Annotated in this window: 17 protein-coding genes; 12 read left to right on the forward strand and 5 right to left on the reverse strand. The window is 70.8% G+C overall.

Annotated features, from left to right (window positions below; genetic code table 11):
- Positions 1-194 precede the first annotated feature (194 nt).
- Positions 195-671, forward strand: a complete 477-nt coding sequence (locus tag HUA75_RS21540; RefSeq protein ID WP_174461779.1) for a peroxiredoxin — start codon at positions 195-197, stop codon at positions 669-671.
- 10 nt (positions 672-681) lie between these two features.
- Here HUA75_RS21540 and HUA75_RS21545 read toward each other — a convergent pair whose 3' ends face one another.
- Positions 682-1,260, reverse strand: a complete 579-nt coding sequence (locus HUA75_RS21545; protein ID WP_174457236.1) for a TIGR02265 family protein — start codon at positions 1,258-1,260, stop codon at positions 682-684.
- 180 nt (positions 1,261-1,440) lie between these two features.
- On the opposite strand from HUA75_RS21545, the gene HUA75_RS21550 reads away from it, so the two are divergent.
- From HUA75_RS21550 to HUA75_RS21575, 6 genes are all read left to right on the forward strand, one after another.
- Entirely contained in the window at positions 1,441-2,076 is a 636-nt protein-coding gene (locus HUA75_RS21550) for an RNA polymerase sigma factor (protein ID WP_371746161.1), read from the forward strand.
- Positions 2,076-2,603 carry a zf-HC2 domain-containing protein gene (locus HUA75_RS21555; protein WP_174464712.1) on the forward strand — a complete coding sequence of 176 codons (528 nt, stop codon included), beginning with the start codon at positions 2,076-2,078 and terminating at the stop codon, positions 2,601-2,603. The genes HUA75_RS21550 and HUA75_RS21555 overlap by 1 nt, the downstream gene beginning before the upstream one ends.
- 5 nt (positions 2,604-2,608) lie before the next feature.
- Complete coding sequence (locus HUA75_RS21560) at positions 2,609-3,124, forward strand: hypothetical protein (RefSeq protein WP_141642580.1); 516 nt, start codon at positions 2,609-2,611, stop codon at positions 3,122-3,124.
- A gap of 127 nt (positions 3,125-3,251) precedes the next feature.
- The gene (locus HUA75_RS21565; RefSeq protein ID WP_141642572.1) at positions 3,252-3,842 is read left to right on the forward strand and encodes a DUF4136 domain-containing protein; all 591 of its coding nucleotides are present in this window, start codon (positions 3,252-3,254) and stop codon (positions 3,840-3,842) included.
- A gap of 115 nt (positions 3,843-3,957) precedes the next feature.
- The gene (locus HUA75_RS21570; protein ID WP_174487424.1) at positions 3,958-5,100 is read left to right on the forward strand and encodes a chemotaxis protein; all 1,143 of its coding nucleotides are present in this window, start codon (positions 3,958-3,960) and stop codon (positions 5,098-5,100) included.
- Positions 5,101-5,346: 246 nt separating this feature from the next.
- Positions 5,347-6,453, forward strand: a complete 1,107-nt coding sequence (locus HUA75_RS21575; RefSeq protein WP_371746162.1) for an ADP-ribosylglycohydrolase family protein — start codon at positions 5,347-5,349, stop codon at positions 6,451-6,453.
- 66 nt (positions 6,454-6,519) lie between these two features.
- Here the strand turns inward: HUA75_RS21575 and HUA75_RS21580 are convergent, their stop codons facing one another.
- The 3 genes from HUA75_RS21580 to uvrA form a co-directional block, all read right to left on the reverse strand.
- A complete protein-coding gene (locus HUA75_RS21580) occupies positions 6,520-7,530 on the reverse strand; it encodes a DUF5996 family protein (RefSeq protein ID WP_174487426.1) in 1,011 nt (336 codons plus the stop codon).
- A gap of 199 nt (positions 7,531-7,729) precedes the next feature.
- Positions 7,730-8,326, reverse strand: coding sequence for a glutathione peroxidase (locus HUA75_RS21585; protein ID WP_141642569.1), 597 nt, complete (start codon positions 8,324-8,326; stop codon positions 7,730-7,732).
- Positions 8,327-8,396: 70 nt separating this feature from the next.
- Positions 8,397-13,703, reverse strand: a complete 5,307-nt coding sequence (uvrA, locus tag HUA75_RS21590; RefSeq protein WP_174487427.1) for an excinuclease ABC subunit UvrA — start codon at positions 13,701-13,703, stop codon at positions 8,397-8,399.
- A 182-nt stretch (positions 13,704-13,885) separates the two neighbouring features.
- Here uvrA and HUA75_RS21595 point away from each other — a divergent pair, with 182 nt between their 5' ends.
- The gene (locus tag HUA75_RS21595) at positions 13,886-14,896 is read left to right on the forward strand and encodes a serine protease (protein ID WP_141642567.1); all 1,011 of its coding nucleotides are present in this window, start codon (positions 13,886-13,888) and stop codon (positions 14,894-14,896) included.
- A gap of 9 nt (positions 14,897-14,905) precedes the next feature.
- On the opposite strand, the gene HUA75_RS21600 is transcribed toward HUA75_RS21595, so the two are convergent.
- Positions 14,906-15,499, reverse strand: a complete 594-nt coding sequence (locus tag HUA75_RS21600; RefSeq protein WP_174487428.1) for a DUF2378 family protein — start codon at positions 15,497-15,499, stop codon at positions 14,906-14,908.
- 160 nt (positions 15,500-15,659) lie between these two features.
- Here HUA75_RS21600 and HUA75_RS21605 point away from each other — a divergent pair, with 160 nt between their 5' ends.
- The 4 genes from HUA75_RS21605 (at position 15,660) to mdoH (ending at position 22,414) form a co-directional block, all read left to right on the forward strand.
- Positions 15,660-17,951: a PAS domain S-box protein gene (locus HUA75_RS21605; protein ID WP_174487429.1), complete on the forward strand. Its 2,292-nt coding sequence runs from the start codon at positions 15,660-15,662 to the stop codon at positions 17,949-17,951.
- A 330-nt stretch (positions 17,952-18,281) separates the two neighbouring features.
- Entirely contained in the window at positions 18,282-19,874 is a 1,593-nt protein-coding gene (locus tag HUA75_RS21610; protein ID WP_371746163.1) for a glucan biosynthesis protein, read from the forward strand.
- The gene (locus HUA75_RS21615) at positions 19,871-20,365 is read left to right on the forward strand and encodes a hypothetical protein (RefSeq protein ID WP_246137158.1); all 495 of its coding nucleotides are present in this window, start codon (positions 19,871-19,873) and stop codon (positions 20,363-20,365) included. Before HUA75_RS21610 ends, HUA75_RS21615 begins: the two co-directional genes overlap by 4 nt.
- 6 nt (positions 20,366-20,371) lie before the next feature.
- Positions 20,372-22,414 carry a glucans biosynthesis glucosyltransferase MdoH gene (gene mdoH, locus HUA75_RS21620; protein WP_371746164.1) on the forward strand — a complete coding sequence of 681 codons (2,043 nt, stop codon included), beginning with the start codon at positions 20,372-20,374 and terminating at the stop codon, positions 22,412-22,414.
- Position 22,415 lies beyond the last annotated feature (1 nt).

Raw genomic sequence — 22,415 nt, forward strand, 5'->3', positions numbered from 1 at the left:
GCTCAACATTACTTAACACCCCGGTGACTCCAACCATGCGATGCAGGACGCGCCCCTCCCCGGGACTTGGGAAGGACACAGTCCCGCAGTCGAGGGGAGAACGGGTGGCGTCCGGTGGGGAATACGTCCCCGGACTCGCGCGGAAAACGTGGTACCGGTGGACCGTCGCGGCCACCAGAAAGGGAGCCGTCGGAATGCTCGCCATTGGAGACCTCGCGCCGGACTTCTCCGCCACGGACTGCCATGGCGCGCCCCTGAGCCTGTCCGCGCTCCGGGGCCGCAGGGTCGTCCTGTTCTTCTTTCCCAAGGCCTTCACGCTCGGCTGCACCATCGAGAACCGGGCGTTCAGGGACAACCACCACCGCCTCCAGGAGCTGGGCGCGGAGCTGGTGGGCGTCTCCGTGGACACCCAGCGCACCCAGTGCGCCTTCGCGGAGAAGGAAGACATCCACTTCTCCCTGCTCGGAGACCCGGACCGGGTCATCAGCCGGGCCTATGACGTGCTCTGGCCGGTGCTCCGGGTGGACCGTCGCGTCACGTTCATCATCGGCCCCGACGGCCGCATCGAGGACATCATCCGCCACGAGGTGCGCGTGTACCGCCACCTGGATGACGTCCTGCGCTACCTCGAGTCCACCCCGCTCCCCGTCGCCTACGACACGGCCGCCTGAACCCCGGGCTTCAGTCCCAGAGGCAGTAGTACTCGCAATGGGATGCGCCCCGGGCGCGGCACATCGGGTGGGTGATTCGCGGCGACTGACCGCCCGACAGCTCGATGGCTCGCTCGTGCCAGCCGATGATGGTGAGGCAGTCAGCCTCCGTGACGTTCTCCGCGCTGAAGGTGCGCAGCACCGCGGACCGGGGCCCCGTCCAGTCGTACGTGCGCGAGCCCACCGCGTAATAGAACCGGTAGATGCGCGCCGCCTGGCTCAACAGGAAGTGCGGGTCCCCCGCCCTCACGAAGGCATGCTGCGGACCGTGGAGCGACTCGTCCGCGGACGCGCGGCCCATGTCGATGAAGGCCCGGCCCTCGTCATCCGGCGACAGCACCTCCGCGATGGCCGAGTCCAGCCGCAGGTTCAGCTCCAGCGGATACCAGGCCACCGGCAATATCGACTTGCGAAGCAATGCCTGGTCCGACGGGGGCAGCCGCCCGAGGACCTCGTCCACCCGAACCTGCCCGCCGTGCCGGCGCAGCATGTTCAAGCGGGATATGAGCACGCCCCCCTTGATGCGAGAGCCCGAGCCTTCCAGAACCATGAGAAGTCCGTGGGTTGCACCAACCGCGGCCATTCTGACAGCGGCCGAGCGAACAGGGCAACCCGACGTCACAACCGAGTGTCGGCCAAATCGCTGTCATTTCCTGAGATTCCTGAATTGATGCGATGACGGAAACGCGTCGAAAAATAACCTGGGGGCGGCTCGGGGGTTGAAGGCGTCGTGAGCATCAGGGAGACAGGCGGCCGGGTGGTGGCGATGCCGTCTCGCCGGCTGGCCCTGGAGCGGGCGCCGGACGAGGTGCTCTGCCGTGTCTTCCTGGACGGCGAGGAGGCGGCCTTCGAGGTGCTGGTGACGCGGCACCGGGCGCTCGTCTTCTCGCTGGTGCGCCGCTACACGACCCGGCCCGAGGACGCGGCGGACCTGACGCAGGCCGCCTTCCTGCGCGCGCTGGAGGCCTCTCGCCGGGTGTTCGCGCGCTTCACGCCCCTGGGCCCGGCGCCGTTCCGTGCGTGGCTGGTGCGCATCGCCCTCAACCTGGCGAAGAACCACGCGCGGCACGGCCAGCGGTGGCGGCCGGTGCTGGTGGAGGCCGCGAACGACGAGGTGGCGGAGGCCCCTGGCGAGTCCGCGCAGGACGGCCTGGAGCGGGCGGAGAGAGCGCGCGAGGTGCGCGAGGCGGTGCTGACGCTGCCCAGGCGTCAGCGCGAGGTGTTGACGCTGCGCGTGGACGCCGGGTTGGCGTTCAAGGACATCGCGGAGACGCTCGGCATCACCGAGAACAATGCGAAGGTGCAGTTCCACCATGCGGTGAAGCGCCTGAAGGCGCGGGTGGGCGAGCCCGAGGAGATGCGTTGATGGCTGCATGCCCTGACCAGGAAGCGCGGGTGGATCTCCACGCCGCGGGGGCGCTGGAGGCGTCGGAGACCGTGGCCCTGCTCCACCATCTGGAGTCGTGCGCGGGGTGCCGCGAGGCCTTCGCCGCGTCGGTGGAGGTCCTGTCGCTCTTGACGTTGCCCGCGCCGACGGCGGCGGAGAAACACGCGCAGGAAGCGCTGCCCCAGCGCGCGCTGGACACATGGAAGCGGGAGCGCATGAGCCAGGCGCTGCGACGACGCACCGTGGGCTCGTTGGTGGCGGCGGCAGCGGCGGTGGCGGTGATGGTCCTGGTGCCAGGCATCCCGCGCCCCTGGGACTGGAACACCCCGCCGGAGCCCCAGGAGCTGCCATCCGAGGAGCGCGCGGTGGAAGCGCGGGCGCTGGCGGACTTCGAGGCCTGGGCGGGGCTGGAGCCGCTGGAGGCCAGCTCCGAGTGGGAAGACGAGGAAGCGCTCGACGACGTCGAGAGCTGGGACGAGGAAGCGCTGCTGGGGGAGACGCTGTGAAGACGATGACTCGCAAGTCGTGGGTGGCGGTGACGGTGGTGCTGGTGCCCTGGCTGGCGCTGGCCCGGCCCGGCAACAAGGAGGGCGCGGAGCAGCAGCCTCGCGAGGCCGAGCGGATGGAGCGCGCGGAGAAGCGGATGCGGCTGCGGCAGGTGCTGACGCTGTCGGACGCGCTGGAGCTGGACAACGCGCAGGCGTTGAAGATGGAAGAGACGTTGCGGCGCTTCGACGAGAAGCGGCGGCCTCTGCGGGAGCAGGTTCGCGACGCGGCTCGCACGCTGCATCAGGCGGCGCGGGGCGACAGCGCGGCGCTGGCCCAGGTGGACGCCGCCGCGCAGCGTGCGTTCGAGGCGCGCGAGCGCATCGCCGCGCTGGACCGGGAGATGTACCAGGCGCTGGCCAAGGAGCTTGCTCCGGAGAAGCGGGCGAAGCTGGCGCTCGCCCTCGCGCGCGGCGGCGGAGTGAAGACCAAGCGCTTCTGGAAGAACGAGCTGCCGGGGGACTCGCGGGGCGAAGACTGAGGCCCCTCCCCCGGGAATGAGACTGGAGTCGGGGACGGACGGGCATCCGTCCCCGGGGGCGATGAGCGCCCGTGCCTACCGTCAGGGAGCCAACGGCGCGTGTCGCGCCGCCACCGAGGAGGCTTCCATGCGTCTACTGCCCCGACTCGCACCCCTGCTGCTGGGCCTGGCCTTCACGGCCTGCGCGAGCATCGACGTGAGCAGCAACTACGACCCCAGCGCCGTCCAGCAGATCGACGGATACAAGACCTACGCGTGGCTCCCGCAGCCGGAGGGGACCGACAAGCGCGTCTACAATCCCATCGTCGGTGGCCAGGTGCAGCACGCGGCCGACGCGTATCTGCAGTCGCACGGCTACCAGAAGGTGGATGCGGGGGCGAACCCCAACTTCCTCATCGGCTGGCATGGGGCCATCGACAACAAGATTGAAGCGGACACCGTCAACTCCTACTACGGCTATCCGTACAACTCGATGTGGGACCCGTTCTACGGCGGTGGGACCGTCGCCATGTCCGCGCCCGAGACGTATGTGCGCGAGTACGAGCAGGGCACCCTCCTGCTGGACATCGTGGACGCCGAGTCCAAGAAGCTCGTCTGGCGCGGGCAGGCGCAGGCGGAGATTGACGACAACGCCAAGGCGGAGAAGCGGCAGTCGAACATCGACAAGTCCGTGAAGGAAATCCTGGAGCGCTTCCCGCCCAAGCCCGGGAAGAAGTGACGTGCGGGCCCGTGTCCGACGCCGTTGACGTATGGGAGCGTCAGGCGTCGGACACGGGCGTGTCCTCGGGAACACTCGTCGGCGCGGGCGGACATGCCCAGGTTGCCTGCGCTCCATGTCTCGCGTCCGCCGACTCGCTGGCTGCATCTTGCTGCTCGCCTGCCTTGGCGGTTGCACCGTCTCGGCGCCGCGCTCGGAGTTGGTGCGCCGCGTGGGCCGCTCGGACCTGTCCGTCGGGGCGTTGCGTACGCGGGTGCGGGACATGGCGCGCCGCTTCTCCGGGTTGCTGGAGGTCTCTTCGGATGAAATCGCCGCGCGCTCGGGCTCGGCCTCCGTGCGCGAGGCGATGACCACCTTCAAGATCAACTCCGTGCCGGCGATGCAGGCCGCGTTGCTCCAGCCCGACCCCGTGGCGGCCCTGGTGGATGCGTGGGCCCTGCTCGCGCAGCTCGAGCTCGCGCTTCCGCAGTGGGCCGTCTCCGCGGGGGCGTCACCCGAGGTGACAGCCAAGGCCGAGCGCATGTTGCGCGAGCAGGAGGCCGAAGTGGAGGCGCTGTGGAAGGACGTGTCCGGCCATGCGGACGTGTCGCCCGCGCACCGTCTCGTCCATGAGTGGGCCGCGAAGAACCCGCTGGTGGGCTCGCTCGTCGCGCGGGTGTCCACCGTGGGATTGCTGGCGGACGTGACGTCTCTGTCCGGGATGGGGGCGAGGGGGACGGCGGGGGCACTCGTCGAAGACGTGCGCGACATCACCGCGCGCGTGGACCTCTACGCCGCGTCCCTCCCCCGACAGGCCCGCTGGCAGGTGGAGTCGATGGCGCAGGAGGTCCTGAGGACGCTGCCCGCGAAGGAGGCGATGCGGGACCTGGACCGCGTGGTGGACACGCTGGACCAGTTGGGCGCGCTGGCGGCGGGGACTCCCGCGATGGTGGCCCGCGAGAGGACGGCGGTGCTGAGCGCTCTCGACGCGGGCAGGGAGGCTCTCCAGCGGTTCATCGAGTCGGAGCGACAGGCGCTCATGGGGGACGTGCGAGGCGAGCGGCAGGCGATTCTCGCGGCGCTTCACACCGAACGCGTGGAGACACTCCAGCAGGGCGAGCAGATCGGCTACGGGTTGGTGGACCACACCTTCCAGCGCGCCGCCATGCTGGTGGACCGCATCTTCCTGTGGCTGCTCGGGCTGACGCTTCTGGGCGTGGTGGGTGTGGTCGCCGTCGCGATCCTGCTCACGCGTGCGTGGCGTCGACGGATGGGCTGAGCATGGCGACGGGGCATGGGCTGAGCGTCGCGAGGCGGCATCGACTCGCGTGCGGCCTCGAACTCCTGACGCCATCTCTCGACGCGCCCTGCCAGCGTGGCGTCGGCGCATGGACTGAGCGTCGCGCGGCGGCAGCGACTCGCGCGCGGCCCCGACATCCTGACGCCACCTCCCGACGAGCTTTGCCAATCTGTCAGGCGCCCTTCGCGCCAAGACTGTGAACACTCTCGGCGCGGGGCGGGCTCCGTGATTGCATTCGTCCCGGACATGGACTCGCGCTCACGTCAGGACCTCATCACCGGTGCACTGCTCGGAACCCTCGTGGGAGACGCCCTGGGTCTGCCCCGGGAAGGGCTCGGCCCCCGACGGGCACACCGCATGTTTGGAGGCGCGCCGCTGCGACACCGGCTGGTGCTGGGCCGGGGCTTCGCCAGCGATGACACGGAGCACGCGTGCATGACGGGACAGGCCCTGCTCGCGCAACCCGAGGACGCGCCGCGCTTTGCTCGCAACCTCGGGTGGAGACTGCGGGGGTGGTTCCTGGCCCTGCCCGCGGGCATCGGCTGGGCGACCGTGCGCGCCATCATGAAGTTGTGGTGCGGCTTCCCGCCCGAGCACAGCGGCGTCGTCTCCGCGGGCAACGGCCCGGCGATGCGAGCACCCCTGTTGGGAGCCTGTCTCGCCGCGCAGCCAGAGCGGCTCGATGCCTTCGTGCGGGCCTCCACACGGCTGACCCATCGAGATCCCCGGGCCGAGGACGGAGCGCGCCTCGTCGCACGAGCCGCCGCGTACGGCGCCCTCCATGGGCCCGAGGGCGTGAAGGACTCGCAGGCCGCGCTGCGCATGCTGCGCGAAGCCACCACCACCGCTGACTTTCACGCGGTGCTCGACACGCTGAGCGCCCAACTGGCGCGCGGTGCCTCCCTGACGGAGCTCGCCGAGGTCCTCGGGTTGGGACGTGGAGTCACGGGCTACGTCATGCACACCGTGCCCGTGGCCCTCTATGCGTGGCTGCGCCACCCGGACGACCTCCCCCGCGCGGTGGAGGAAGTCATCCTGCTCGGCGGAGACACGGACACGGTGGGCGCCATCGTGGGAGGCATGCTCGGAGCCACCGTCGGCGCGGGCGCCATTCCCCAGGCATGGCTGGACGGCGTCGCCGAGTGGCCTCGCTCAACTCAGTGGATGCGGACGCTCGCTGAACGCCTGGCGCGGCAGTTCCCCTCAGGCGAACCCCCTGCCGAGAGGACGGGCCCGCTCGCCCTCTTCTGGCCCGGACTGCTCCCGCGCAACCTGGGAGTCCTCGCCATCGTGCTCGCACACGGCTTCCGTCGCTTGCTGCCACCGTACTGAACGCCACGGCGCATCTCCGCCGTGGCGCTCACGGGTGCATCACGCAACGGCCACGGAGCCACGCCCTCACGAGTGACTGTCGGCGGTGGGCTGCTCGGCCTCCGTGGCACTGACGGAGCCGCGAGCCGCCTTCAAGCTGTCGGGAATGATGAGCGGCCGCTCCAGCCGGTCCCGGTCCCACTTCCCCAGGTTCGCGCAGGCGTCGTAGCTCGTCTGGAAGAAGTCGAGCAGGAACGCCTTGGGGTCCTTCGCGTGGCGCACCGACTCGTAGGGCAGCAGGAACTCCTTGAGGCCCGCGTCGTATCCCGCCTCCGCCGGCTCCACGCGCGCGGCGGCGAAGCCCGTCGGCTCCGGTGCCGCGTAGCAATAGAACGCCGCGCCGCCCAGGGCCTCGCTGCCGGGCCAGAAGCCCGCGCTGCAGACCTCCTCGCAGTAGGCCTCGGCCGTCACCGCATCCGCGCCTTCACGCACCGGCGCGGGCCGGCCACCGAAGCGCGTCACCGCCAGGTCGAAGCTCCCCCAGAAGAACTGCACCGGGCTGCACTTGCCGGTGAAGCGGGCCCGGAACTCCTTCAGGATGAGGTCCGCCTGGAGCAGCGCCCGCCACCAGCGCTGCGCGTGCTCGGCCACATAGGTTTCGTGGTGCCGGTCCTGACTGAACGGCGTGGTGTCGTCGGGTATCTCCACCGGCTGCTCCCAGATGCGGGTCTCGATGCCCAGCGAGCGCAGCGTGGCCATGACATCCCGGTAGAACTCCGCCACCGGTCGGGACGTCAGCTCCATGACGCGCACGTCCCCCTGACTCGTCAGGAAGCGCAGCTCGCTGGCGAGGAAGTCGAAGTCCACCTCGAAGCCGCCATTCCCATAGGGGATGAGCCCTGTCGTCAGCCCCCGCGCCGTCACGCGGAACGACACATTCCACCAGTGGTTCTCCGGTGGCGTCAGCGTCAGCCGCACCTTGCCGAGCACCTGGGTGTACCGGTGCAGCGTGGCATAGGTGTCCTTCCACTCCGCGAATGGAAGCGCCGGCCACGCCTCCTCCTTCGTTCCCAGTCCGGGTATCGACGCGATGGCCATGCGGCTCCCTCCTCAAGGGCCACGTCCACCACCACGGTGAGCCCCTCATGGCCCACATGCCACGGTGGCCTCACGGGCCGCATGCAGGGAGGACGGAGGACGGAGCGTCAGTCCTCGCGAGCCCTCGGGCTCCCGACGGACGACCCGCCACCGGCCCGGGCGGATGCTCGCTCCGGGCCGGCGAGTGCTCAGGCGTCCGCTACGGCTGGGCGAGCGCTGCGTCGACGGCCTTGCGCAGCTCGTCGCTCTCCGGCGTCACCTTGCTGGGGAAGCCCGCCTTCACCTGGCCGTCCTTGCCCACGACGTACTTGTGGAAGTTCCACTTCGGCGCGTCGTGGTTCTTCGCGAGGAAGGCGTAGACCGGGGACTGGCCGTCGCCCTTCGTCTTCACCTTCTCGAACATGGGGAAGCTGACCTTGAAGCGCAGCTCGCAGAACTTCTTGATGTCCTCCGAGCTGCCCGGCTCCTGCCCGCCGAAGTCATTGGACGGGAAGCCCAGCACGACGACGCCCTTGTCCTTGTAGTCCTGGAAGAGCTTCTCCAGGCCCGCGTACTGCGGCGTGTAGCCACACTCCGACGCGGTGTTCACCACGACCAGGACCTTGCCCTGGAAATCGGAGAGCTTCTCGGCCTTGCCATCGAGACGGTTCGCGGACAGGTCATGCAGGGACATGGGCTTCTTCTCGCTCGGGGGCTGGGACTTCGCGGGAGTGGTGGGCTTCGTCGCCGAATCCCCGGCGAATGCCGGGGTGACGATGAGCGCCGTGGCGACGGTCAGTACATGGAGGGTTCTCATGGGGCCGCCAAGAATGCCGAAGCCCCGCTCCCGTTTCACGACCTTCTGTCCTGTCTTCGACATCCCACCCTCACCGGCTCCCCGTCGCGCCGCGACGCGATGCGTGACGGTCCTCGCCCGAGAAGAGGGACTTGAGCACCCGCCCGGTGGCCGTCTTCACCTTCGCCACCTCGCGAGGCGTGCCCTCCGCGACGATGAGGCCGCCGTCATCGCCGCCCTCCGGCCCCAGCTCCACGACGTGGTCCGCCGCGCCGATGACGGACGGGTGGTGCTCGATGACCACCAGCGTGTCGCCCCGGTCCACCAGTCGCCCCAGGAAGGTGATGAGCTTCTCCACGTCGCCCAGGTGCAGGCCCGTCGTCGGCTCGTCGAGCACGTACAGCGTGGGCTCGTGCCGTGAGGAGGCCGTCAGCTCGGACGCCAGCTTGAGCCGCTGCGCCTCGCCGCCGGACAGGGTGTTGGAGCCTTGTCCGAGCTGGAGGTAGCCCACGCCCAAATCCGACAGGCATTGCAGCGGCGCGGCCACCTTGGGGATGGAGCGGAAGACGTCCTTCGCCTCGTCGGCGGACAGCCGCAGCACGTCGCCGATGGACAGGCCGTGGTAGCGAATCTCCAGCGTGGCCGCGTCGAAGCGCGCGCCGCCGCAGGCCTCGCACGGCGTCACCACGTCCGGGAGGAAGGACATCTCATGGGAGATGGAGCCCTGCCCCTCGCACGCGGTGCACCGTCCACCGGCGGCGGTGTTGAAGGAGAAGCGCGCGGCGGAGAAGCCCCGAATCTTCGCCTCGGGCGTGGCGGCGAAGGCCCGGCGCAGCTCGTCCCAGATGCCCAGGAACGTCGCCGGCACCGAGCGCGGCGTGCGGCCGATGGGCGACTGGTCCACCGACATCACCCGCTTCACCGGGTCCACGCCCTTCAGCGAATCGAAGGGGCCCGGCTTCGAGGAGACCAGCTCCAGCGCCTCGCGCAGCGCCGGGTAGAGCACCTGGCGAATCAGCGTGCTCTTGCCGGAGCCGGACACGCCGCTGACGACGTTGAGCCGGCCCACGGGCAGCCGCAGGTCCACGCGCTTCAGGTTGTTGGCGCGCGCGCCCTTCAGCTCCAGCCAGTGCTTCGGCTCTCCGCGTCCTGAAGGAGGCCGCACCTGCGCCTCGCGCAGCGCGACGGCCGTGGGAGAGTCGCTCTGCAGCACCACGTCCGGCGGGCCTTCCGCGAGGATGCGTCCGCCGCCACGGCCACCGGTGGGTCCCAGGTCGAGCAGATGGTCCGCCGCGCGGATGGTGTCCGAGTCGTGCTCCACCACCAGCACCGTGGAGCCCGTGTTCACCAGCGCGCGCAGGTTGTCGAGCAAGCGGTGGGTGTCACGCGGATGCAGGCCGATGGTGGGCTCATCCAGCACGTACATCGCCCCGGTGAGGCCCGCGCCGAGCTGCGCGGACAAGCGCAGTCGCTGCATCTCTCCGCCCGACAGCGTGGCCGCGTTGCGGTCCAGGGACAGGTAGCCCAGGCCCACTCGCTCCAGGAACTCCATGCGCCGCAGGAGCTCCTGTCGGGACGGCTCGCCCAGGAGCGCGCGGTCCCCCTTGAACTTCCAGCCCTTCACGCGCTCCAGCGCCGAGGCCACGGACTGCTTCACCACCTCGTGGTAGCGCGCCCCTTCCAGCCGCACGCCGCGAGGGATGGGGTCCAACCGGCTGCCACCGCACGCGCGGCACGGCGCCGTCTCGCCCTCGGCCTGAGCCGCAGGTCCGCCCTGCACACCCGTGCCCTCGCACGAGTCGCAGCGCCCCTGCTTCGTGTTGAAGGAGAACCAGCGCGGGTCCAGCTCCGGCACGGCGGTGCCGCACTGGGGACAGGTGCGCTCGGTGGACAGCAGCGTCTCACCCTTCGAGGTGCGCAGCTTCAGCGCGCCCTGTCCCCAGCCCAGCGCCTTGTCGAACACGTCGCGCGGCAGCTTGGAGACCTTGCCCTCGTACATGACGAGGTCGATGTCGTGCTCGCGCGTCTTCGCCAGTCGCGGCGGGTCATCCGTGGAGGCGAGCTGCCCGTCGACGATGGCGGTGGTGATGCCCCCGCGCGCCGCCGCCGTGAAGACATCCAGGTACGTGCCCTTGCGCGAGCGCACCGCGGGAGCCAGCACCGTCGCCTCGCCCTTCATCGCGGAGAGCTGCGCGAACAGGAGCTCCGGAGAGATGGAGGTGATGGCCGTGTCGTCGCGAGGGCAGTGCGGCTCCCCCAGCTTGGCGAACAGCAGGCGCAGGTAGTGGGCCACCTCGGTGACGGTGGCCACGGTGCTCGTGCCACCCGCGCGAGAGGTGCGTTGCTCCAGCGCCACGGTGGGCGGAATGGAGCTGACGCGCTCCACGTCCGGCCGGGGCATGGTGGGCAGGAACTGCCGCGCGTAGGGGCTGAGCGTCTCCAGGAAGCGCCGCTGTCCCTCCGCGAACACCACGTCGAAGGCCAGCGAGCTCTTGCCCGAGCCGCTCGGCCCGGTGACGACGGTCATCTTCCCGAGCGGAATCTTGCACGACACGTCCTGCAGGTTGTGCTCGCGCGCGTGCTCCACCTCGATGGCCGGCGCGACGTCCTTGCCCGGCTTGCGCGGCTTCACCGAACGGCCCAACGGCTTGCGCTCACCTCGCAGCGCCTCCGCCGTCGCGCCCTCGCCACGCGCCACGTCCGCGGGAGTGCCTTCAGCCACCAGCCGGCCGCCGTCCTTGCCGCCCACCGGCCCCAGGTCGATGACCCAGTCCGACGCCTTCATCACCGACACGTCATGGTCCACGACGATGACGCTGGCGCCTCGGTCCACCAGCGCATGAAGCGCGTCGATGACGTGGCGCACGTCCTCCGCGTGCAGGCCCGCGCTCGGCTCGTCGATGAGGAACAGCGAGCCCTTCGACTCGGTGGCCAGCGCACGCGCCAGCTTCAGCCGCTGCGCCTCTCCACCCGACAACGTGGACAGGGGCTGCCCCAGGGGCAGGTAGCCCAGGCCCAGCCGCGCCACCGGCCCCAGCGTGCGCTGGAGGGCCGCGTCGCTCCCGAAGTGCTGGAGCACCTCGGACACCGTCATCTCCAGCACCTGCGCCACGCTGAAGCCCTGGTGGCGGACGGCGAGCACCTCTTCCTTGAAGCGCCGGCCCCGGCACACCGCGCACAGCAGGGCCACGTCCGCGAGGAACTGCATCTCCACCGTCTCGTAGCCCTCGCCCGAGCACGCCTCGCAGCGCCCCTTGTCCACGTTGAAGGAGAAGTGGGCCGGCGTCAGTCCGCGCACCTGCGCGTCGGGCTCCGCGGCGAAGCGCTCGCGCAGCCTGTCCCACGCCTTGGTGTACGTGGCGGCATTGCCACGCGACGTGCGCCCCAACGGAGACTGGTCCACGAAGGTGATGGCCTTCACCGCCTCGGCCCCCTCCAGCGCGTCCACCACGCCCGGGGCCTCCACGTCCTTCACGCCCAGCCGCCGGGCCAGGTGCCGGTAGAGCACCTCGTCCACCAGCGTGCTCTTGCCGGAGCCGCTCGGCCCCGTCACCGCGCACAGCACGCCCAGCGGCACGCTCACCGACAGCGCCTTCAGGTTGTGCTCCCGCGCGCCCCGCACCTCGAGGGAGCCCGTCTTCACGCGAGGCGTCCTCCGCGCCTCATCGCTCCCCGCGAGGAGCCGACCGGTGGGCAGGTCCTTGCGCTTCGCCAGCGCCTCCGGCGGACCATCGAAGCACAGCCGTCCACCTTCACGGCCCGCGCCGGGGCCCAGCTCCAGCACGCGATGCGCGGAGCGGATGACCAGCGGGTCATGCTCAATCACGAGCGCGATGTTGCCCCGCTCCGCCAGCTCCGCGATGGCCTCCGTCAACGGCGGCACGTCCCCGGGATGCAGGCCCACGGTGGGCTCATCCAGGACGAACAGCGAGCCGGTAAGTGACGTCCCCAGCGCCGCCGTCAGCGATACGCGCTGCGCCTCGCCTCCGGACAGCGTGCGCGCCTGCCGGTCCAACGTCAGGTAGCCCAGCCCCACGCGCCGCAGGTAGCTCAGGCGCCCGGACAGCTCACGCCGCGCCAGCTCGCCCTGCCCCGTCGTCGTGCCCAGCGCCTCCAGCCGAGCCAGCGCCTCCGTCAGCTCCAGCCCGTGCCAGCCCGGCAGGTCCAACCCGCCCACGCGGTACGCGCGCGCCTGCTCGTTGAGCCGCGCGCCGCCACAGCTCTGGCACAGCGAATACGCGCGGTAGCGCGCCAGCAGCACGCGCACGTGCATCTTGTACGTGCGCCCCTCCATCCACCGGAACCACGCGCGCACGCCCGGATAGGCGCGCCCTTCGTCGTAGTCACCCGCCCCCTCCAGCACCGACTCCCGCTGCGCAGGCGTCAGCGACGCCCAGGGCGCGTCCATGGGAATCCCCTTCGCGCGGCACCAGCGCTGGAGCATGCCCCGCTCCCACTCCGTCGACGCGCCGGACCAGGGACGGATGGCCCCCTCCGAGAGACTCAGCGCCGGGTTGGGAATCACCTTGTCCCAGTCGATGCCGATGGTGCGCCCGAAGCCTCGACACGGCGCGCACGCGCCCACTGGCGACTGGTAGCTGAACAGGCCCGGCCGCGCGGCCTCGAACTCACGCGCGCACTTCGGACACACCAGCCCCCTGCGCACCCGCTTCGGCTCGGCGCCGACCCCCAGCACCACCGCCTCGCCCTCCGAGCGAGCCCACGCGTCCTCCATCGCCTGCGTCACGCGCGACAGCTGCGAGGCAGACAGCTTCACCCGGTCCACCAGCACCCGCGCCACGCCCGCGGAGTCCGTCGCCTCCGAGGGCTTGAGCGACTCCAGCTCCCGCACCTCGCCCTGCACCACCAGCCGGTGGTAGCCGTCCTTCAGCAACCGGGCGCGCACGTCCAGGAACGAGGCCGTGTCCGCGATGCGCAGCGGGAAGGCGATGAGGGCCTGGGCCTCCGGCGACTCGCGCAGCAGGGCCGACGCCGCGACGCGCGCATCCGTGCGCACCGCCTCCACGCCGCAGTCCGGGCACACCGGCATCGCCTCGCGCGTGAAGAGCGCGGACAGGTACGGCTCCACGTCCGCCAGTGTCGCCACCGTCGAGCGCGAGCTCTTCACCGGCGCGCGCCGGTCCACCGCCACACCCGCGGCCACCGGCTCCAGCGCCTCCATGGGCGGCCGCTCCAGCCGCTCCAGGAACTGCCGGGCGTAAGGGCTGAAGCTCTCCACGAAGCGCCGCTGACCCTCGGCATACAGCGTGTCGAGCGCCAGACTCGACTTGCCCGCCCCCGAGACTCCGGTGATGCAGACCAGCTCCCCTTCCGCGAGGTCCACGGAGAGGTCCTTCAGGTTGTGCGTTCGGGCGCCTACGAGGTGGGTCTTGTGCATTTCGGGTCGGAGGTTTAACGACCTGACACTTCAACGCCACAGACAAGTGAACCAACGCGTCAACGAATGCCCCCCCTGGTTGGGTGAAGGGCGAGCGGCTTGCTACAACTGGGGTACAATGAGCGCGCGGGGGCGGCGCCCGGCCCAGGTGCCCAGATGCCCCGCGATGCAGGAGGCTCTCCATGGCCGAGGGAAGCAACAGTTCTCCCCCCCGTGACGCGCTGGTCCAAGCCTCGCCCTCCCTGGTGTTGCTGGAAGTCGATGGCCACACGGCCTCTGCCTTCGTCGCCACCGGCCAGGGACACCTCGTCACCAGCCTGCATGCCGTGGCGGGAGCACGCCTCATCCACGCGGTGATGGCGGATGGGACGCGCGCGGAGGTGGACCAGGTGGCGGCGATGGATGACCGCCGTGATTTGGCCATCCTCCGTCTACCGGTGACGGACCTGGCGCCGCCTCTCGGTCTGGCGCCCGCACCCCTGCCCGCTGAGGGAGACACCGTCTACGTCCTGCGAGCCGGCGCCGGCCCCGCACCGGAGGTTCGCTCCCAGCAAGTGCGGGCGGTCCAGGTGCTCGGCGACTGGCTCACCTTGCTGGAGCTGACGCGCACGCTTCCGGAGGAGTCCTCCGGCGGGCCGGTGCTGGACATGCGCGGCGCGGTGGTCGGCGTGGCCACCGCGGCGCTGGCCAACGGCCGCTCCCTGGGCCTCGTCATCCCCACGCGCTACATCGCGCCGCTCCTGCGGGGCTCGGCCGCCTCGCCCCTGTCCGCGCTGGAGGCGCCTCGCCGCAGGGCCGGACGCGTGAGAAAGGTGCCGCAACATCCGTTGAGCGTGCTGGAAGGCGCGACGACGGATGCGCTGGAGTCCATCGCCACCACGCTGGGCCACGCCATCAACGCGGGCGCCCCCGCGTACAACCGGGGCGACGTGGACGGTTGCTACCGCCTCTATGCCCGCACCGCCGAGCGACTCATCGACTCGTGCAAGGCCTTCCCCGGCGCCCAGCGCGCGCTGCGCGACGGACTCACGCGCTGCGATGATTTGCCGGACTCCGACGACCGGGCCTGGGCCCTGCGCGACACCTTCGACGGATTGCTGGACGTCATCGGCCGCTGGCTCCAGAAAATCCGTCCAGAAGCCGCCCGCATCGCCAGGCACTCGGCGCCGCCGCCCAAGGACTACCTCAACTGACGCGCCGCCTCACGCATCCTCCCAGCGCACGCGCAGCGCGTAGCCGGCCGGCTGCCGGTCCAGCACGTCCACGCGCGGCCGCACCCGGGTGCGCCGCAGCACGCCTTCCACCACGCCCGCCACGAAGTCCGGCAGCGGGTCCCCGTCCACCACCCGCACGCACCACTCCCGCTCCTGCACCGGCTCCAGGACCATCTTCATGTCCTCGCGCCCCGCCTTCAGGTACGTGGGCAGCCGCGTCAGACAACGCTCGGTACCCAACAGTGGCGCCGCGGTGGCGAAGATGCGCCCCACCAACGTCTGCGCGAAGCCCTCGACGTAGTGGTGCCCCAGCGACCGGTTTGCCTCCTCAGGAGGTTGTCCCGCGCACGCGAAGCGCCGCGCCACGCCCAGCGCCGCGCGCCACACGGTGAGGGGGTAGTACTCCTGTGACGCGTCCGTGTCCGTGTCGTAGCCGATGTCTCGCAGAGACTGGGCGAACGCGCCGGAGGGCTTCAGCGCATGGACGAACAGCCCCTCGAAGTTGCGCCGTGGCACCTGCACTGGCACGTAGGGCGCCTTCCGCGCCCCCACCGCCGCGTCCTTCGAGCCCCGCCGCTCCATGGCGTTCCCCCCTCCGAATCCGCCGGTCCACACCGGCCCGGAACCACTCTAACAGCCCGCTGTCCGCGCGGCTTTCGTTGCCCTGGAAAACTAGCGCCTCAGCACACTTTTACAACACGAGGGCTCGTGCAACGATGGTCGTTTGCATGCAAGGAGTCCCATGCGGGTCCTGATAGTCGCTCAGGGAGGGGCGGACCTGTCGCCACTGGAAACCCTGCTGGAAGCCAGGGGGAACACGGTGGTCCACGTCACTCGTGACGTGGAAGTACCGGCGGCCTGGCGCGCCGAGCCCTGTCCCCTGGTGGTGCTGGATGCGCGCGAGCCGGGCTCGCGAATGCCCCTCGTGCGGGCCCTGCGCAGCCTGCCGGGTGGCGCCGCGGCGGTGGTGATGTTGGTGGGGCGACGCGGCGCGCTCCACCGGTTGGAGCCCGCGCTGGAGGACGGCGCGGATGAAGTGCTGGCCTGGCCCATGGACGCGGAGGAGTTGCGGCTGCGGCTGGACATGGCCGAGCGCCGCTCCGCCCGCCGCGAGTCGCGAGTCGGGGTGCCGTTTGGCGACGAGCTGCGCGACACCATGCTCTCCGTCAGCCCCGTGCCCACCTCCATCACCACGCTGGGCGAAGGCCGCGTCGTGGCGGCCAATGACGCCTACTTCCGGGCCTTCGGCTACTCGCGCGAGGACATGCTGGGCAAGACGACGGTGGAGCTGCGCCTGTGGGAGCGCCCGTTCGACCGCGCCCACGTCATGGAGCGGCTGCGACAGCACGGCTCGGTGCGGGGCGTGGACGCGCAGTACCACACCAGCACCGGCGAAGTGCGCCACACGCTGTTGTTCATGGGGCTGGTGCCCTATGCGGGCGAGCCGCACGTCATCTCCTTCTTCCCGGACATCACCCCGCTGAAGCAGGCGGAGGAGGAGGTGCGCCGCTCGGAGGTGAGCTTCCGCACCCTCATCCAGAGCCTGCCGGACCTGGTGGCCGTGTTCGACCGTGACGCGCGCGTGCGCTACGCCAACCTGAAGGTCGCCCGCGCGCTGGGCTATTCGGACGTGCGCGAGCTCATCGGCAAGCACATCTCCGACATGATTCCCCCCGAGGACCTGGCCTCGGCGGACGCGCGCATGCACGAGGCCCTGCGCACCGGGCGCAACGCCCTTTCAGAAAGGCGCATGGTGCGGCGCGACGGCGGCATCCTCCACGTGGAGTCCACCACCTTCCCGCTGCACTTCGACGGCGAGGACTCCATTGTCTCCGTGGCGCATGACCTGACGGAGCGCCACCAGATGCAGGCGCGGCTGATGCTCGCCGAGCGCATGGCTTCCGTGGGCACGCTCGCCGCGGGCGTGGCGCACGAAATCAACAACCCGCTGGCCTACCTCACCGCCAACCTCGCCTTCGCGCGCGAGGAGCTGTCCAACCTGCCCGGCCCCGGCGCTCCCGGCATGGACGCCACGGTGACCGAGTCCCTGGCGGATGCGCAATCCGCGCTCGCCGAGGCCCAGCAGGGCGCCGAGCGCGTGCGCACCATCGTCCGCGACTTGAAGACCTTCAGTCGGGTGGATTCGCTCGAGGACTCCGTCGTCGACGTGCGCCAGGTGCTCGACTCCACGCTGAACCTGGCGACCACGGAGATCCGCCACCGCGCCCGGCTGGTGAAGCTCTTCGAGGACGTCACGCCCGTGCGCGCCAACGAGTCGCGGCTGGGCCAGGTGTTCCTGAATCTCCTGGTCAACGCCGCGCAGGCCATTCCGGAGGGCTCGCCGGACCGCCACGAGATTCGCGTCGCCGCGCGCATGGGCGATGGAGGCCGCGTGCTGGTGGAGGTGTCGGACACGGGCGTGGGCATCGCCGCGGAGCACCTGCCGCGCCTGTTCGACCCCTTCTTCACCACCAAGGCGCCCGGCGTGGGCACCGGCCTGGGCCTGTCCATCTGCCACAACCTGGTGACGGCGCTGGGCGGCGAGATTCGCGTGCGCAGCTCCCCCAACCGAGGCTCCACCTTCCAGGTGCTGCTGCCCCCGTCCGAGCGCCCGCGCGCGCTGCCACCACCGCCGCCACTGGAGGCGCCCTCCTCCTCGGAGAAGCGCGGACGGCTGCTCGTGGTGGATGACGAACCCCTGGTCTGCACGGCGCTCGGCCGCACGCTGCGCCCCCACCACGACGTCACGCTCGCCACGCGCGCGCAGGACGCGCTGGAGCGAATCGAAGCCGGCGAGCACTACGACGTCGTCTTCTGCGACTTGATGATGCCCGGCATGAGCGGCATGGACTTCTACTCCACGCTGATGAAGCGCTATCCGGACCAGGCCCGCCGCGTCGTCTTCCTCACCGGCGGTGCGGTGACACCCCAGGCCCGCGCCTTCCTTGAAACCGTCACCAGCCCGCATCTCGAGAAGCCCTTCGCGGGCCGCGAGCTGCTGTCCTTGGTGCAGGAACGATTGGCCCGCGCCTGATCCGGGTCACAGTCCACCTGTGGAAGAATCGGACAGACTCACGCGCCGGCTGTCCTTCAATTCCCCAGCGCTTCCACGGCCCTGCCCAGGCTGCGTCACACGACGCCCCCGCAAGCCCGCAGCTTCATTGACCTCAAACTAAATCCTCCGAGTAAGCGTGCGCGATTCCTGAAGATATTCCAGGGATGAACGACCGCGTCATGGGCTGGTACGGGGGTTGCTCTGGGCTGACGCGCCGCACCGTGGAGGCCATGCGGGCGGCGGAGTCGAGCGAGGTCCGGGAGTCACCAGGAGCCGCTCGCCCCCTCGGTTTTCCCGGAGGCATCAGGCGTGACGGCGGACAGGAACAAGCACGGTGGGACGCGCGCGGCGTGCGTGCGGTGGCTGGGCGTGGCGCTGGTGGCCACGGCCGGAACCGCGTGCGCGGCGGCCCCCGCCCCGTCCACGTCGCAGTCTCGGGGCGGCTCGAGCTTCACGTCGGAGACGGTGGTGGAGCGGGCGAGGGCGAAGGCGGCGCAGGCGTACGTGGAGCCCGTGTCGACGTTGCCGGAGTCCTACAAGACGCTGGACTACGACGCGTACCGGGACATCCGCTTCCGTCCGGAGAAGGCGCAGTGGCGTGACGCGGGGCTGCCCTTCCAGGCGCAGTTCTTCCACCCCGGCTTCTTCTTCCAGTTCCCGGTGGCGATGTACGAGGTGACCGGCGGCAAGTCGGCGCCGCTGCGCTTCTCGCCGGAGCTGTTCACCTACGGCCCGCTGGTGAAGCCCGGCCCGCTGAAGAAGGCGGATGGCTACGCGGGCATGCGGCTGTCGCATCCGCTGAACCGCTCGGACCTCTTCGACGAGTTGGTGGTGTTCCTGGGCGCCAGCTACTTCCGGGCGTTGGGCCACGGCAACCTGTATGGCCTGTCCGCGCGCGGGCTCGCCCTCGACACGGCGACGTCGCGCCCCGAGGAGTTCCCCGCCTTCCGTGAGCTGTGGCTGGAGAAGCCCGCTCCCGGCGCGGACCGCGTCGTCGTGCACGCGCTGATGGACAGCCCCAGCGTCACCGGCGCGTATCGCTTCACCGTCATCCCCGGGGCGAACACGGTGATGGAGGTGGAGGCCACGATTTTCGCTCGCAAGCCGGTGGAGCAGCTCGGCGTGGCGCCGCTGACGAGCATGTACCTCTTCGGGGAGAACGACCGGGGCGACTACGACGACTTCCGGCCGGAGGTTCACGACTCGGACGGCCTCTTCGTCTGGACGCGCACGGGCGAGCAGCTCTGGCGGCCCCTGCAGAACCCCGAGCGCATCAACGTCTCCAGCTTCCAGGTGGACAGCCCGCGCGCCTTCGGTGTCCTGCAGCGCGACACGGCGTTCGCCCACTACGAGGACCTGGAGGCGCACTACGAGCGCCGGCCCAGCGCGTGGGTGGAGCCGGTGGGCGAGTGGGGCCCGGGCGTGGTGCGGCTGGTGGAGCTGCCGACGCCGGACGAGACGAACGACAACATCGTCGCCTTCTGGGTGCCCCAGAAGCCGCTGGCCGCCGGCGATTCGCTGCGCGTCGCGTACAAGTTGCACTGGGGCTCGCGCTCGCCGTGGCCCGTGACGGGCGCCACCGTCGTCAGCACGCGCCTGGACGCGGGCGACTCCTGGAAGGGCGCCAGGCTGAAGGACGCGCGCCCCATGCGCCGCTTCGTCATCGACTTCTCCCTCGTGCCGGACCTGAAGGAGAGCACCACGCCCGTGGAGCTCGTCGTCAGCGCCGGCTCGGGCAAGGTCCTGCGCCCCATCGCCAACCGCCACACGCCCTCGGGCGGCTGGCGCGCCACCTTCGAGCTGCACCCCGCCTCCCCTGCCGTCCCCACCGAGCTGCGCGCGTACCTCAAGCGCGGCCCGGAGACTCTCACCGAGACCTGGAGCTACCTGTGGATTCCGTGACGACGCTGACTGCCTGCCCCTCCGTCCCGTCCACCGTGTGGGCCGTCCCGCGTTCTCGCGCGGCGCTCGACACCTTCTTCCGCGGCTTCGGCTTCACCACCGAGGCGGACCTGTCCGCGCTGGCGGCGTGGGTGCTGGACGGCTACGGCGCCCAGGGTGCCCAGCCCCCCGCGGCGGTGGCGCTGGCGCGCGCGCGCATGGAGACGTGGTTCGCGAGCGTCCTGGGGATGGAGCACGCGGGCCCGGGCCTGCTGGCGCGAGGCCGCGCGGCCTTCGTCCTGTGCGACGGCGCGAACCGTGGCGCGCGGCTGCTCACCCGGGCTTCGGCGCCGGAGGACTTCGTGAAGGCGGCGCGCGCGGCGGTGCCGGTGCCGGCGCCCGCGCAGGTCAGCGCGGTGATGCCCGAGCAGCAGCTCGTGCTGTGGCCGTTCGGTGAGCTGCTGCGCCGCTGGTGGCGCGGGGTGTCGCCCGACGTCTCCATCTCCCGCTGAGCGGGAGTGCACCGGAGCCCCGCGATGGAAGCCCACTCGTTTTCGCCCGAGAGCGCCGCTTTCCGGCGCGTCGGAGTCCTGGGCCTGGCGGCCATCACCACCCTCGTGGGGACGCTGGAGATGCACCGCCTGTTGAGCGCCCACGGCACCTCGGTGCCCGAAGTGGTGCTGGTGGGGCTCTTCGCGCTGTGCTTCGGCTGGATTGCGCTGTCCTTCTGGACGGCCATCGCGGGCTTCCTCCAACTGGCCCTGGGCCCCCGGCTTCCCGGGCTGCGCTACCCGACGCCGGACGAGGAGGGCCAGCCCCTGGCGTCGCGCACGTCGGTGGTGATGCCCATCCACAACGAGGACCCGGCCTCCGTCTTCGCCAACGTGCAGGCGACGTACGAGTCCGTGGCCGCCACCGGGCATCTGGACGCCTTCGACTTCTACGTGCTGAGCGACTCCACGCGCGCGGAGGCGTGGGTGGCGGAGGAGCTGGCGTGGTCGGAGTTGTGCCGCCGGGTGGGCGGCCAGGGACGCATCTTCTACCGGCGGCGCACGGACAACACGGGCAAGAAGGCGGGCAACCTCGGCGACTTCTGCGAGCGGTGGGGCCGCCGCTACGACTTCACGGTGGTGCTGGACGCCGACAGCCTCATGGACGGCCGCACGCTGGTGAAGATGGCGCGGCTGATGGAGCTCAACCCGCGCGCGGGCATCCTCCAGGCACCGCCGCTGAACGTGGGCCGCACGACGCTCTTCGCGCGCCTCCAGCAGTTCGCGGGCCGGGTGTACGGGCCCGTCGTGGCCGCGGGCGCGGCGGCGTGGCAGCTGGGCGAGTCCAACTACTGGGGCCACAACGCCATCATCCGCACGGAGGCGTTCATCAACCACTGCGGGTTGCCGGTGCTCCCGGGCAAGCAGCCCTTCGGCGGACACATCCTCAGCCACGACTTCGTCGAGGCGGCGCTGATGCGGCGCGCGGGCTACACGGTGTGGCTGGTGCCGGAGCTGGGCGGAAGCTACGAGCAGCCGCCGCCGAACCTGCTCGCATATGCGCAGCGCGACAGGCGCTGGTGCCAGGGCAACCTGCAGCACCTGAGCCTCGTCATGGCGGGCGGCCTGCATCCGTTCAGCCGGGGCCACTTCCTGATGGGCGTCATGTCCTATGTCGCCTCGCCGCTGTGGCTCCTGTTCCTGGTGTCGGGGCTCGTCGCCGCGCTGCATGACCGCTTCTTCCTGGACGCGCACGCGCTGGAGTCGCCCGTGCTCGCGTTCGACGCGCCCGGCGCGCTGCGCCTGTTCGCGGTGTCCATGGGCATGCTGTTCGCGCCCAAGGTCCTGGGGCTGATGCTCGCGCTCTTCAAGCGGGGTGAGGCGGCGAAGATGGGGGGCCGCGTGAAGCTGGTGCTCAGCGTGCTCGTGGAGAGCGTGCTGGCCTCGCTCCTGGCGCCGGTGATGATGCTGTTCCAGTCACACTTCGTCTTCGGCACGCTCCTGGGGTACCGGGTGAACTGGTCCAGCCAGCAGCGCGAGGACGCGGACCTGCCGTGGTCCGAAGCGGCGCGGCGTCACGCCGTGCACATGGCGGTGGGCGTGGGGATGCTGGCCGTGGCCGCGCTGGTGTCCCCGGCGCTGGTGGCGTGGCTGATGCCGGTGGCGGTGGGGCTGCTGCTCGCCGTCCCCCTCACGGTGCTGACGGCGCGCTCCTCGCTGGGGATGTGGGCCGCGCGACGGGGGCTGTTGCTCCTGCCGGAGGAGACGGAGCCTCCCGAGGTGGTGGAGCGGGCCCAGGCCATCACCGAGGAGCACGCGGTGGAGCCGGTGCCGGACGCCATCGAGCGGGTGCTCGGCGACGCCAAGATGCACGCGCTGCACCTGGCGCTGCTGGAGTCGCAGCCGGGACTCGCCGAACACACCTCGCCCGCGGCCCTGGAGTCCGCGCGACGCAAGCTGCTGGGCGGCGGCGCCGAGCCCCTCTCCGCGCAGGAGAAGGTCGCGGCCCTGCTGGACGTGGGCACGCTGAGCGAGGCGCGCGAGCAGCGCCTCACGCGCGCGCTGTCCTGAC

Origin of the sequence: Myxococcus sp. CA040A, assembly GCF_013336725.1 — a bacterium.
GTDB classification, from domain to species: Bacteria; Myxococcota; Myxococcia; order Myxococcales; family Myxococcaceae; genus Myxococcus; species Myxococcus llanfairpwllgwyngyllgogerychwyrndrobwllllantysiliogogogochensis.

What these genes read in the sequence shown, in the direction of transcription:
- HUA75_RS21540 (WP_174461779.1), top strand. Translation starts at nt 195, where the DNA reads ATGCTCGCCATTGGAGACCTCGCGCCGGACTTCTCCGCCACGGACTGC.
- HUA75_RS21545 (WP_174457236.1), bottom strand. Translation starts at nt 1,260, where the DNA reads ATGGTTCTGGAAGGCTCGGGCTCTCGCATCAAGGGGGGCGTGCTCATA.
- HUA75_RS21555 (WP_174464712.1), top strand. Translation starts at nt 2,076, where the DNA reads ATGGCTGCATGCCCTGACCAGGAAGCGCGGGTGGATCTCCACGCCGCG.
- HUA75_RS21560 (WP_141642580.1), top strand. Translation starts at nt 2,609, where the DNA reads ATGACTCGCAAGTCGTGGGTGGCGGTGACGGTGGTGCTGGTGCCCTGG.
- HUA75_RS21565 (WP_141642572.1), top strand. Translation starts at nt 3,252, where the DNA reads ATGCGTCTACTGCCCCGACTCGCACCCCTGCTGCTGGGCCTGGCCTTC.
- HUA75_RS21570 (WP_174487424.1), top strand. Translation starts at nt 3,958, where the DNA reads ATGTCTCGCGTCCGCCGACTCGCTGGCTGCATCTTGCTGCTCGCCTGC.
- HUA75_RS21580 (WP_174487426.1), bottom strand. Translation starts at nt 7,530, where the DNA reads ATGGCCATCGCGTCGATACCCGGACTGGGAACGAAGGAGGAGGCGTGG.
- HUA75_RS21585 (WP_141642569.1), bottom strand. Translation starts at nt 8,326, where the DNA reads ATGAGAACCCTCCATGTACTGACCGTCGCCACGGCGCTCATCGTCACC.
- uvrA (WP_174487427.1), bottom strand. Translation starts at nt 13,703, where the DNA reads ATGCACAAGACCCACCTCGTAGGCGCCCGAACGCACAACCTGAAGGAC.
- HUA75_RS21595 (WP_141642567.1), top strand. Translation starts at nt 13,886, where the DNA reads ATGGCCGAGGGAAGCAACAGTTCTCCCCCCCGTGACGCGCTGGTCCAA.
- HUA75_RS21600 (WP_174487428.1), bottom strand. Translation starts at nt 15,499, where the DNA reads ATGGAGCGGCGGGGCTCGAAGGACGCGGCGGTGGGGGCGCGGAAGGCG.
- HUA75_RS21605 (WP_174487429.1), top strand. Translation starts at nt 15,660, where the DNA reads ATGCGGGTCCTGATAGTCGCTCAGGGAGGGGCGGACCTGTCGCCACTG.